The sequence below is a fragment of the Candidatus Woesearchaeota archaeon genome, from assembly GCA_021735165.1.
Taxonomy (GTDB): Archaea; Nanobdellota; Nanobdellia; order Woesearchaeales; family 21-14-0-10-32-9; genus JAIPET01.
In genome coordinates this window covers 50,358-62,746 of sequence record JAIPHP010000004.1, presented here as the reverse complement: position 1 = coordinate 62,746, position 12,389 = coordinate 50,358, and the positions used below count along the sequence as shown (strand labels likewise).

Below are 12,389 nucleotides of genomic sequence, written 5' to 3'. Positions count from 1 at the left end.
GTTTGGGAATGTGATTGTTATTTCTTGGTTTTCTGTATTTGGTTTTTTGAATGTTATGTCTATTAGTCCGTTTGTGTTGGAGTAAAATGTTGTGTCTAATACGCCTGAAATGTTTGTTGGTAGTTCTTTGTTTGCGTTTATTTCTCCTAGGCTGGTAACGTACCAAAGTTGTACTGATATGTAGTTGTCTTTTAAGTTTAGTTTGTGCTTTTGATTCGTTATGTTTGTAGGTGCATCTTTTGGTGTGCTTGCTATCGTGGTGTCTGCTTTGTATTGTTTTAGGTTTCCTTCTAAGTTTTTGGGGTTTGTTATTATTCTGAAGTATAATGAATCGGAGTTTTGAAAATTCTGCGAAGCTTGTGAGGCTTGTGTTTTTTGTGCTTTCTCAAAATCATCATTATTATTTCTGCTGTTGGTCACAGGCATTTTTATAGTTCTGTTTCCTTTTACGCTTTCATGAGTAATTTGGCTGTTTTGGATTGTTATGAGCCTGCTTATTATGCCGTGTTTGTTGCTGTATGTTTCAAAATAATGGGTGTTGGCTAATCCGTGAAAATTGTTTTTTGGCAAATCGTTATTGCCTTGCTTTAGATTTATTTGTTCTTTTAGTATTTCTTGCATTAAAGGTAATGTGTACACGGCGTGTGTTAGTTGTGTGTTGTCTGTTGCAGACAAAAAACCCTTGTTATCTAAAGTTATGTAGTTCATTGGCGTTAATGCTTGGTGTTCTTTCATGCCTGTTATAACAGTACTTACTTCATACTCGCCTTGTTCGTTGCTTGTTGTGTTGGTTCTTGGTTGCCATGAGCCGCTGACTAATTGTTCTATGTTTATTGGTACTTGCAAAGGCCTCTCCATTTCAGTTTTAGTCTTTACTTCACCTGAAAACGTTAAATTAGTAGTTTGAGAAGTATTTATGCTGTTTAGCAATAATAATCCTGATGCTGTTAAGATTATTTTTTCCAGTCCTTTCCTAAAGAAACTCTTTTTCCTCATAGTCTTTAACAGATTATTGAACAGACTTTAAATACTTTACGATTTTATACCACTCAAAAGTGACTATTGTTGTTTTTGAGATGATTAGGATGAAAATGGGTGTGTCCTTAGGTCTTTCTTTTTTGTATTGCGGAGTATTGTTAGTTGCTTTGCAGTCTAAGTTTTTTACTAAGAAACACAGATCTTTAACGCGTTCCACGTTGTGTTCCTCGTAATTGAGCTCCAAGGTAATACAGATATTCGGGATGCACTTGATGAAAATACAAAATTAACATTTTTTGTATCTGGATGTGCTAGATGCATTCTTGCGTTTCTAAACGGACTTTGAGGAGTGATTTTAATTGTTTGCTCTTGCAAATATTCAAAAAAAGCCGATTTTGAACCTGAAAACTATAGAATTTTCCGAAATTTCTAACAAAACACATTTTTAACAAAACAAAATACAAAAATAAGGTGATAAAAAATGGGATTAAGTAATAAAAAAGAAGAACAACTAAAACAGATGCCTGTAATAAAAACAACTATTACAAAGAGCAAAACAGGAAAATACCTGATACATAGAACCGAGATAGTAACAATAAGACCTTTAGCATACTACGAAGCGGTTCTTGCAAACAAAGAGGAAGTCAGATCGGAAGCTGATGAAGAACTCGAAAAATTCGTAGAAGAAAACTAGTATTTCTCAGTTCAAACCCCTAAAACCATGAATTGTGTGCTGCACAACTAAATTTGTTGCAGTACACATTTTTTATACTTTTTTTATATTATTAGAAAAATTAGAAAAAAGGTGACAGCTTTCTGGCTCTCCCGCACGTAAGGGCAGTACGCACCAGAACGTAGACGTGCTTAACTTCTGTGTTCGAAATGGGAACAGGTGGAACCACGTCGCTTTGACCGTCTAATATCTAGGAATCAATATTGGTTTATAAATGTTTTTGTGGATATTTTCGTTTTTTTCTTTGGTAAAATAATATTTTTTTTGAAATTTAAGGTTTGAAATAATCTTTATTGATCATTTTAATGGTCTTATTTCCTTTCTATCACTAAATGTTGTTTATATTTGAACTGAAGTATGTAAGCACATGTTTTTTTTGTTTTTTTGTTTATTAATTATGACTACAGAACAGAATAATTAATTACAATATGGAATATAAATAGAAATTTACTAAAAACTTTTATATAGTCCTCTTCTGTTTTTGTATTAATGAAATTTTTAGTTACTGGTGGAGCTGGATTCATAGGAAGTCATGTAGTTGAACACTTGGTTTTTGTTGGTTTAGATGTCAAAGTCGTTGACAATTTATTAACTGGAAAAAAAGAGAATATTTTTGCTTTTGAAGATAAAATTTCTTTTTATGAACAAGACATTATTGATACGGAAGAATTAGTTTCCCTATTTGAGAATGTTGACTGTGTTGTGCATTTAGCAGCTTTGCCTTCTGTTCCAAGAAGCATAAAAGATCCTTTAGGTTCAAATAAAAATAATATTACCGGAACTCTTTCTGTTTTTGAGGCGGCTAGACTGGCAGGTGTGAAACGAATTATTTTTGCAAGCTCAAGTTCGGTATATGGAGATTCTCCCAAACTGCCTAAAGAAGAAACTATGGCTCCTAATCCATTATCATTATATGCTGTTCAAAAATATACTGATGAACAATATGCAAAGCTTTATTGTAAATTATTTAATATGAATATTATTGGACTGAGATTTTTTAATGTGTTCGGACCTAGACAAGATCCACATTCAGAGTATTCAGCGGTTATTCCAAAATTTATTAAACTGATTTCTGAAGACAAATCTCCTACAATATATGGTGATGGATTAACGTCCAGAGACTTTACCTATGTGGGTAATGTGGTTGAAGCAATAATGCTCGCAACCAAAGCTGAAAATGTTTCAGGAGAAATCATTAATATTGCTTGTGGCAATAGGATAACTCTAAATGAGTTAGTAGATCATATTAAGAAAATTCTCAGTAAAACTGTTGAAACAACTTATGTTGATGAACGTGTTGGCGACATAAAACACAGCCTCGCGGACATTTCAAAAGCAAAAATGCTTATTGGTTATTCTCCTAAGTATTCTTTTTCAAAAGGTTTAGAAAAAACGGTGAATTACTATGTCTCGTAAAATATGTGTTGTGGGTCTGGGCTATGTTGGTTTGCCACTAGCAGTTTTATTTGGAAAGAAGCAAAGGATAACAGGTTTTGACATAAACAAAGCCAAGATTGAATCCTTTCAAAAAGGTATGGATCCCACAAGGGAAGTCGGAGATGAAATAAAAAAAGCAAACATCTTTTTTACAGATAATCCTGCAAATATAAAAAAATCTGATTTTATTATAATTGCAGTACCAACACCTGTCGATGAACACAAAAAACCAGACATGTCTTGTGTAGAAAAAGCTTCCAAACTAGTCGGAAGAAACCTGTCTCCCGGCTCAATTGTTGTATACGAAAGCACAGTATATCCAGGAGTCACAGAAGATATATGTGTGCCTATTTTAGAAAAAGAATCCAGTCTGAAACTTGGAATAGATTTCAAAATAGGATTCTCTCCAGAAAGAATAAATCCTGGTGACAAAGAACACACACCTGATAAGATTATGAAAGTTGTTTCGGGAAGCGATTCTGAAGCTCTTGATACAATATCTGAAGTTTATTCATCTGTTATACCTGCAGGAATACACAAAGCACCTTCTATAAAAGTTGCAGAAGCAGCCAAAGTTATAGAAAATGTCCAAAGAGATTTGAATATTGCTTTAATGAATGAATTATCCATAATATTCGAAAAACTCGGAATTAACACAAAGGACGTAATTGAAGCTGCAGGAACAAAATGGAATTTTCACAAGTATACTCCTGGCTTGGTGGGTGGTCATTGTATAGGTGTAGATCCCTATTATCTAACATATAAAGCCTTAGAACTAGGGCATACTCCACGAGTGATTCTTGCGGGAAGAGAAATAAATGACTCGATGGCAAAAAATGTTGTGGACAGAATAGTAAAAGAGCTTATTAAAAAGCAAAAAAATATATCTGTATGTAAAGTCTTAGTGTTGGGTCTTTCATTTAAGGAAAATGTGAATGATCCTCGTAATAGTAAGGCAAAAGATTTGATTAAAGAACTCAAAGAATATGGTTTGCAGGTTATTGCAAATGATCCTCTTTTAACACAAGAGCAAATTGATGAAGAGAAATTTGGTGTAAAAAACACGCCACTGAATGAAATTTTTGGCGTTGATTGTGTTATTATGACAGTTCCTCATAAAGAATACTTAAAAGATATCGAAAAACTGTTAGTCATAAAAGACTCTGATAAACTCCTGTTCTTTGATATCAAAGGCGCTTTTGATAAGATAAACAAAGAAAATATAAACTATTTTTCTCTATAGGTTAAAATGACTAAAGAAGCAACACACATGTCTGCATTAAAACAAGTATTGTATGGTGCAGGAATAACTTTTATACTGGGTATGATGGGTTATGTTCTGATGTTTTTTTTTAAATTATTTGCAGCAAGATACTTCGGACCCGAAGATTTTGGAATATTTGAAATATTGATGACGATACTTGGCTTGGCTGTTGTTTTTGCAGATATGGGGATAGGGTTCGGCGTTCAAAGGTATATTTCTTATTATATTTCACAGAAGAAGTTCAGAGAACTTAAAGGCTACAGAATATTTGCAATAGGTTGGCCTCTTGTTGTTTCGATTGTGGTGTCTGCGATTCTCTTTTTGCTTGCACAAGGTATAGGTGAAATTTTTAATCTTCCTTCAGAATTTAGTTTTCTTTTGAAGATTCTTGTTATTGCAATACCTTTTAGAACTATAAACTCGTTTTTTACATACTATTTTTTCTCTACAAACAACCCATTTAAAGCGGTATTTTCCTACAATGTTCTAGAAAGAATAATTCTGCTTGCAACAATAGGAATAATAATTCTTCTGAATTTAGAACTGATTTTTATGGTTGTAGGTTTAGTATTTTCTATTTCTTTAAGTTTCCTGCTTTACTTGCTATTTTATATTAAGGATTATAAGCGAATAATAAGTAAACCTATTTTTAAAACAAAAGAATGGTTGTTTTTTTCCCTTCCCCTTATGCTAATGGGATTGATGGCTTATGTTTTGAGCTGGACAGACAACTTCGTTCTTGCAGGATTCATCGATTCTTCAGCTGTAGGAATTTATGGTATAGCTTACTCGTTAGCTGCATTTCTTCTATTTATTCCAAGTTTGTTTGGAAGCTTACTTATGCCAACTTTAACTAAGACGTATTACAAGTCTTCTGCAGACTATAAGAAAATATTTTCAAGAACAACGATATGGGTTTTTGGCGCGACAATTTTTGGTTCTGTTCTTCTGGTATTATTTTCAAATCAAATAATTTTTATTTTGTTTGGAGAAGAATTTTTGAGTGGCTCTATGTCTTTGATAATCTTGTCTGTGTTTTTTAGCATTGTTAACATATTCGCCTTTTATTATATTCCTGTTCTTATAAAGAAAAAGTCAAAATTCCTGTTTTATAATAATCTTATGTGGGCAATATTCAATTTATGTTTAAATTTATTTTTTGTAAATATCTTTGGAATTATTGGTGTTGCTCTAGCTTCAGGGCTAAGTCTTCTTCTGCTAAGAATTTCTGAATATGTTTATTCTCAAAAACTTATTATGGTTAAATTTGAATTTGGGTCTGTACTGAAAATTCTTTTTTCAGGAATAATTTCAGGAGTAATTACTAAAGGTGTGTTCCTGTTGTTTGCATTAACTCCGATTCACTTAATTGCGCAGCTTATTATCGCAGGAATAATATATTCTGCTTTCTTTGTATTTTTGTTATTTGCAACGAAAACATTTTCTCAAGACGACTTCGACTTGATGCTTGTTATTGAAAAGAAAATAGGTTTGGACTTAAGTAAACCTAGGAAAGTATTAAGAAAGTTTTTGTGAATGAAAAATTATTTAAATTATTGCTCTTCTTTTTTTAGATGAAATCGTTAAAAAGATATTTAATAAACAAAACAAAAAGAGAGGGTTGGTTCTATAATACTGTGGATTTGTTCACATTTCACTTACAAAAGTACGCTTTTTTAATAAAAAACGGACACTTTTTCAGAAACAAAATAATTAGCAAACTGTCAAACTTGGGTTATAAGTGATTTTAGCCCGGTATTTTGTAAAAAATATTTTTTGTTCAAATAACCTTTTAATTTGTCTTTTTTAATAATCTTAATTTTATTTATTAAATCTTTCAGGTTTCCTGTCTTGAATATCAAACCGTTTTTTCCATGCTCGACATACGTTGTTGCTCCTGCAGTATCAGAGACAATTACAGGTAGACCGCACGCTAATGCTTCTGGAACGACCATGCCGATTGCTTCGTTGTAGCTTGGAAGAACTAAAGCGTCATGCTCAGCACAGATCTTTTTGAAAGCTTCTCGCTTATATGGCTTTTCGAAGAACACACAATTTTTTAACTTGTTCGTTTTTACAAACTTAACATATTCCTCTTTTAGTGGACCTTCACCATATACAGACAAAGTTATGTTTTTTTCTTTTAATTGTTTTATTGCTTCTAAAAGAAGATGAAGACTCTTATAAGGAACCATTCTACCCACAAAAAGCAGACGCAAAGTTTTGCTTTTTTTTCTTTTTACAGGATAAAACATTTTGTTGTCTATTCCTGCAGGAACAACCTCTATTTTGTTTTTTAATTCAGGCATTTGTTTAATCAAAAAATCTTTAGATCTATTTGTCCACGGCAATATTTTTTCTGCCTGATAAAACATGTTCTTTTTGAATTTGAATAAGATTTTACTAATTATTCCAGAAATGCCTCCTGGAAATAACTGCATTTCTGTTTGAAGATAAAAAGGAGTGTTAAGTTTTTTGGCTATTTTTGCTGCCTGCCATGTGGCCGGCATGTACCAAAGGTTAGAAATAATTATATCTGGATTAATAGCGCTTATAGTTTTCTCTAATCCGGGAAAATATATCAAATAAGCTATATCTCTTTTTTCAAAAAACTTTTTTGTAGAATAAACATAGTTTGTTTTGTGTTTTTTAATAATTATTTCGTAATTTTTATCCTTTATGTCAAATGCTTTGAACTTTTCTACAAATATTAGTTTAAGTTCAGCATTTTTGCCCAATTCTTTAGCTAATTCAAGATATATCGTGTTGGGTCCATAAGCTAACCAAAGTATTTTCTTCATATGTTAAATAATTCCGGGTAATTTATAAATTTTGTCTGAAACATTTTTTAAGATTCTCAACCTCGTGCAAGATTGTTTTTTGCGTAGTCTACTAGCTTTGAGGGTATTTTTTTTTGTTTTACACACCAATCATTTTTAGGCCATTCGTACAATTTTATCATTTCAGTCATCAGTTCATTCACGTCTTGTTCGTTATTGATATCAAATGCATAGTCTGATGTTGTTTGTTGTATTTCAGACGTGAATCCTTTTTTTTCAGCTTCTAGTTTAAACACGGAGTAGACTCTTTTTGCTGACAAGGGATGCATAATCATAATCATAGATTTGTGAGGTATTTCCTTTTGCAGTATTGTTTCTATTCCTTTTCTGCTGTTTTCTCCAGCATTTTTTGCTGTTTCTTCTGTAATTATTTCATTTTCGGGTATTTTGTGTTCGTATATTAATAAAGATTTTTGAAAATCTGCTTCTGAAATGCCATATTCTGCAAGTATTCCGGAGTCTTTTCCTATTCCTCCTGTAATTAATATTCGTTTGATTTTGCCTGATTTATATGCTTCCGCTGTTTTCTCTGCTATTTTTGGATCGAAGCGTCCAAAAACAAACGCTAAATCTGTCGGTTCTGCTTTCTCTAGGGGTACAGTTTCTGAGATCATGTAATCGTATATTTCTTTAATTTTTTCATGATTTATTTTCTTCATGCTCATTATAATTCATTTGGATATATAAATTTTTCGCTTTTTAACTATTATTCAGTGGCAACTTTACTCTTTTTTTTTCTGTGTTTTGATATTGCAAAAATATATAAAACATCAGTTTTTTTTTTATGCATGGTAGAAATTAATGAAAAAGTTAATGTTATTATAAATGAAATAAGCCACGTTTTTTCACATTCTGATTTTTCTAATATCTCTGAGTTTATCGACAAAATTTTAAAATCTAAAAAAATTGTTTGTATCGGAGCAGGTAGGGTTGGTTATGCTACAAGAGGTTTTGCTATGAGGTTAAAACATTTAGGATTAGATAGTTATATGTTGGGAGATAGTAATGTGCCTAACATATCTGAAAATGATTTATTACTAGTAAGTTCTGGTTCAGGTGAAACTCAAACGATTTTTGATGTTGTTGAAATTGCCAAAAAAAACAGAGCTGTGGTTTGTTTGATAACGGGAAATGAGGAATCAAGAATGGCGAAATTAGCAGATGTTGTTTTGTTGCTTAAAGCGCCTTCAAAAATCAAGGACGTTGAGGGTCTAATATCGGTCCAACCTATGACTTCGCTAAATGAGCAATGTTTAGGTTTGTTTTTTGACGCTGTTGTTTTGTTATTAATGGAAAAGCTTAATGAATCTCACGAAACTATGTGGGAAAGACATTCAAATTTGGAGTAAAAATGAAAAAATACGAATTAAGTGCGTCTTTAATTTGTGCAGATTTAATGAATCTTGAAAATGAAGTAAAGAATATAAATGAATCCAAAATAGAGTATATTCATTTTGATGTTATGGATGGTCATTTTGTGCCAAGACTAGGTGTATTTCCAGAAATGCTATCTGGAATAAGAAAATTGACAAAGAAACCAATAGATGTTCACCTCATGATTTCAAACCCGGAGGAGTACATACCTATATTTTCAAATGCTGGAGCGGACATAATTTATGTTCATGTAGAAAATAATTTACATTTGCATAGAACATTAAAAATTATAAAAGAAAATAATGTTAAAGCAGGAGTTGTACTAAATATTGCAACACCTTTATCGTCCTTGGATTATATATTGGAGGAAATAGAGTATATCATGTTAATGGCAATTAATCCGGGCATTGTAGGACACAAGATTATCCTTAAAATATATGATAAAATTAGAGCTGTCAAAGAAAAAATAAAGGGCACAAATATAAAAATAATGATTGATGGTGGTGTTAATCCAGAAACAGCACATTTAATGATAAAAAGTGGTGCTGATATTTTGGTGGGTGGAACGTCATCTCTTTTTAGACCTAAAGAAGGCACTTTAATTCAAACCACAAAAAAGTTTAGAGAAAAAATAGATAAAAACTTAGATAATTAAAATGACATACAAAGTTTTGATAACAACTTCAGGAATTGGTAGTAGACTAGGAGAATTGACAAAGTATACAAATAAAGCCTTAGTAAGAATAGGTAAAAAACCCGCGTTGTCGTACATAATTGAAAATTATCCTAAGTCAACGCCTTTAGTTATTACGGTAGGTTACTACGCAAATCAAGTAGAAGAATTTTGTAAGTTAGCTTACCCAGATAGGGACATAACTTTTGTAACTGTAGATAAATATGAAGGTCCGGGAACGAGTTTAGCATATTCCATGCTTCAGGCAAAAAATGAGTTACAATGCCCATTTATTTTTCATGCAGCAGATACAATTATAGACGAAGAACTTCCAAATCCAGAAACAGATAATTGGGTTGCAGGCTACAAACTGGACGATAGTAGTCAATATGCTAGTTTTGTAACCCAAAAAGAAAATGTTACCGAATTTTTAAAAAAAGGAGCCTCAGATTACGATTACATTCATATAGGTTTAGTAGGCATTAGCGATTTTTCCACTTTTTGGAAATCTTTGGAATCTGTGTATAAAAATAACCCCGAGGATTCTTCGTTGAATGACATATCAGGTATAGAAGACATGATCTCAAAAGGTGCAAAATTTAAATACAAATCAATAAACAAATGGTACGATATAGGCAATATTAAAGCTTTAAATAAGGCAAGAGATGAATTTCCGGACAAATTTGAAATTCTAGAAAAAATAGACGAGACCCTATTCATATTTGATGACAAAGTAATAAAATTTTTTTATGACAAAAAAATAGTTTCTGGCAGACTTAAGCGTGCAAAGATCTTGGGAAATTTAGTTCCTAAGATTATAGATGCAGGCGAACATTTTTATTCATATGAATTCATAGAAGGCGATGTTCTTGCAGAATTCATAGATACGCAAGTGTTTAAAAAATATCTGCATTGGTTGCAGAAAAATTTATTCGTTGATATAGACTACAAAGAAAACGGAAAATTCGTGGATGTCTGCGACAAATTTTATAGAATAAAAACAAATGAAAGAATAATAAAATTCTATGAAAAACACAAATTTAAAGACGAAACGGATGTTATTAATGGTATATATACCCCTCCTTTAAAAAATATTTTGTCCAAAATAGATTTCTCGGGATGGCTCAATCAAGGAGTGCCCATAAAATTTCATGGCGATTTACATTTTGAAAATACTTTAATCACAAAAGATTCATTTTTATTGCTAGACTGGAGACAAAATTTTGGAGGGTTATTTGATTGCGGAGATTTATATTATGATTTGGCCAAATTGTACCACGGAATGATTGTTAATCATGGGATTGTAAAAAAAGATCTTTATACAATCGAAAACACTTCAAATGGGGTAAAATGTGACATTTTAAGACCTCAGCAGTTAGTAGAATGTGAAAAAATCTATCTTGATTTTTTAGAGGAAAACAATTACGATATTAAGAAAGTAAAAGTTTTAACCGCGCTAATTTATCTAAATATTGCTCCACTTCATCATCATCCATACGATAAGTTTTTATATTACTTTGGAAAATTGATGTTGTACGAAAATTTAGAAAAATGAACTGTGTTATTTTTGATGTGGATGGGGTATTTACAACAGGACAATTTCTCTATACAAAAGATGGTAAAATAGGAAAGATGTTTGGCGCTCACGATGCAGATGGTATAAAATTGCTAAAAAATAAAATAAAAATTCAAGCCATTTCTGCTGATAAAAGGGGATTTGAAATAACTAAAAGAAGGATTCAGGACGACATGGGCATAAAATTAACACTTATATCCGAAAAAGAAAGACTTGATTGGCTGAAAGAAAATTTTGATTTGAAAACAACGATATATGTGGGTGATGGAATTCACGATGCTAAAATTTTTGATGAAGTAGGGTATAGTATTGCTCCAAAGAATGCGTTTAAATTGACAAGAGATAAGGCAGATTATGTTACTGAGCACAATTCTGGAGAAGGCGCTGTGCTTGATGCGTGTTTACACATAATCGAAAAATTTTTGGGGGGCCTCAATTTTGAGTAGTTTTTTTATGAATATAAAATTTATTTCATTTAATGTTTTGAAGATTTTTAGCTTATTTTTTCTTTGTTCGGTGATTATTATTGCGCGCTAGTGAAGGGGGTTTAATACACCCACCTTTAGGTCGATAGTACGCAATCTGAAAATTCCGTCTAGGCGACTGAATCGTAATGCCGCATCTTTTAGGGCGCGGATAGACTCGGAACAGAGATTTTCATTATTTTAAGGCGGGTTTAGCAAAAATGTTTCAAAAAGGTTCAGAAACAACAAGAAAAGTAGGACATTATTTTTTTGATGGATATTTAAAAAATCAAAAGAAATCAATAAAAATTCTAAAAGAAATTAAACATCGGGATATACAATTTGTTTTAATGATAAACATAAAATATTATGTTGATAGACGAGATTTTTTTGGATGAATTTAACATCATTTATGATTTTACTTCAAAAAAATTGACAAAAAACACAGTTTTTGTAGATGTTTGTGCTAATAATGGCGTTGTGGTTATTGCCGTAGCCACTAAGTGTAAAAATCTTTTGTTTTGAACCAGAACAAAAAATCCTTTAAAATTGAAGAAAAATATACAATTAAATAATTTGAATAATGTTGTTGTGAAGTCATACGCTCTTTATAATAATGAAACTATTTTAAAATTGTGGGTTTGTGAAGATAACGACGGTGCGCACACATTAGACAAGCAGTTTTCAAAATTTAATCAGGGATATAATTATACTTCTTTTCGAAATATCGCTGTGAAAAGATGTAACTCTTTTTTCAAGTCTAAAGTAGACTTTGCGAAGATAAATGTTGAAGGGCATGAAGAAGAAGTGTTAGAAGGTATGAAAAGAAATCTCAAGCACATTAAATATTTATGAATTGAGACTAGCTCAAAAAAATTTGATAATATTCAAAAACGGCTTAGCAAACACAGTTTTAATCATTATTATTATGAAAATATTTTAAAAAATACACTATCTCAAAATATGCCTGTTTACTCGAAAAAAGATTTTGAAAAAGGAAATGCTGTTTTATTTAATATTTTATTCAGTAAAGAAAAAATAAATTATTAA

14 protein-coding genes and 1 rRNA gene are annotated in these 12,389 nt (G+C 31.5%); 10 read left to right on the top strand and 5 right to left on the bottom strand.

Going from position 1 to position 12,389, the window contains the following annotated elements; all coding sequences use genetic code 11:
- Positions 1-996: hypothetical protein (locus tag K9L97_01715; protein ID MCF7871726.1), on the bottom strand; the 996-nt coding region annotated here is incomplete at its 3' end.
- A 13-nt stretch (positions 997-1,009) separates the two neighbouring features.
- Positions 1,010-1,195, bottom strand: coding sequence for a hypothetical protein (locus K9L97_01710; protein ID MCF7871725.1), 186 nt, complete (start codon positions 1,193-1,195; stop codon positions 1,010-1,012).
- Positions 1,196-1,459: 264 nt separating this feature from the next.
- Here K9L97_01710 and K9L97_01705 point away from each other — a divergent pair, with 264 nt between their 5' ends.
- Positions 1,460-1,672: a hypothetical protein gene (locus K9L97_01705; GenBank protein ID MCF7871724.1), complete on the top strand. Its 213-nt coding sequence runs from the start codon at positions 1,460-1,462 to the stop codon at positions 1,670-1,672.
- Positions 1,673-1,781: 109 nt separating this feature from the next.
- On the opposite strand, the gene rrf is transcribed toward K9L97_01705, so the two are convergent.
- A 5S ribosomal RNA gene (gene rrf / locus K9L97_01700) occupies positions 1,782-1,898 on the bottom strand.
- A 302-nt stretch (positions 1,899-2,200) separates the two neighbouring features.
- Between rrf and K9L97_01695 the strand changes: the two genes are divergently transcribed.
- Genes K9L97_01695 through K9L97_01685 form a run of 3 tightly spaced genes read left to right on the top strand, consistent with a single transcriptional unit; the run spans position 2,201 to position 5,948 of the window.
- Positions 2,201-3,127, top strand: a complete 927-nt coding sequence (locus tag K9L97_01695) for an SDR family oxidoreductase (protein ID MCF7871723.1) — start codon at positions 2,201-2,203, stop codon at positions 3,125-3,127.
- A complete protein-coding gene (locus K9L97_01690) occupies positions 3,117-4,391 on the top strand; it encodes a nucleotide sugar dehydrogenase (GenBank protein MCF7871722.1) in 1,275 nt (424 codons plus the stop codon). Before K9L97_01695 ends, K9L97_01690 begins: the two co-directional genes overlap by 11 nt.
- Positions 4,392-4,397: 6 nt before the next feature.
- Positions 4,398-5,948 (top strand): oligosaccharide flippase family protein, encoded by a 1,551-nt coding sequence (locus tag K9L97_01685; GenBank protein ID MCF7871721.1) that lies wholly within the window; start codon positions 4,398-4,400, stop codon positions 5,946-5,948.
- A 188-nt stretch (positions 5,949-6,136) separates the two neighbouring features.
- Here the strand turns inward: K9L97_01685 and K9L97_01680 are convergent, their stop codons facing one another.
- Together K9L97_01680 and K9L97_01675 are read right to left on the bottom strand one after the other, a co-directional pair.
- A complete protein-coding gene (locus tag K9L97_01680) occupies positions 6,137-7,213 on the bottom strand; it encodes a glycosyltransferase family 4 protein (GenBank protein MCF7871720.1) in 1,077 nt (358 codons plus the stop codon).
- Positions 7,214-7,269: 56 nt separating this feature from the next.
- On the bottom strand, positions 7,270-7,911 hold the full coding sequence (locus tag K9L97_01675; protein ID MCF7871719.1) for a YdcF family protein: 642 nt from the start codon (positions 7,909-7,911) through the stop codon (positions 7,270-7,272).
- Between the two features lie 129 nt (positions 7,912-8,040).
- Here K9L97_01675 and K9L97_01670 point away from each other — a divergent pair, with 129 nt between their 5' ends.
- From K9L97_01670 to K9L97_01645, 6 genes are all read left to right on the top strand, one after another.
- The gene (locus tag K9L97_01670; GenBank protein ID MCF7871718.1) at positions 8,041-8,601 is read left to right on the top strand and encodes an SIS domain-containing protein; all 561 of its coding nucleotides are present in this window, start codon (positions 8,041-8,043) and stop codon (positions 8,599-8,601) included.
- Positions 8,602-8,603: 2 nt separating this feature from the next.
- Positions 8,604-9,281 (top strand): ribulose-phosphate 3-epimerase, encoded by a 678-nt coding sequence (gene rpe / locus K9L97_01665; protein ID MCF7871717.1) that lies wholly within the window; start codon positions 8,604-8,606, stop codon positions 9,279-9,281.
- A 1-nt stretch (position 9,282) separates the two neighbouring features.
- The gene (locus tag K9L97_01660) at positions 9,283-10,854 is read left to right on the top strand and encodes a hypothetical protein (GenBank protein ID MCF7871716.1); all 1,572 of its coding nucleotides are present in this window, start codon (positions 9,283-9,285) and stop codon (positions 10,852-10,854) included.
- Positions 10,851-11,321: an HAD hydrolase family protein gene (locus K9L97_01655; GenBank protein ID MCF7871715.1), complete on the top strand. Its 471-nt coding sequence runs from the start codon at positions 10,851-10,853 to the stop codon at positions 11,319-11,321. Before K9L97_01660 ends, K9L97_01655 begins: the two co-directional genes overlap by 4 nt.
- A 239-nt stretch (positions 11,322-11,560) precedes the next feature.
- Positions 11,561-11,737, top strand: coding sequence for a hypothetical protein (locus K9L97_01650; protein MCF7871714.1), 177 nt, complete (start codon positions 11,561-11,563; stop codon positions 11,735-11,737).
- 151 nt (positions 11,738-11,888) lie between these two features.
- The gene (locus K9L97_01645; protein ID MCF7871713.1) at positions 11,889-12,194 is read left to right on the top strand and encodes an FkbM family methyltransferase; all 306 of its coding nucleotides are present in this window, start codon (positions 11,889-11,891) and stop codon (positions 12,192-12,194) included.
- The last annotated feature ends 195 nt before the right edge of the window (positions 12,195-12,389 follow it).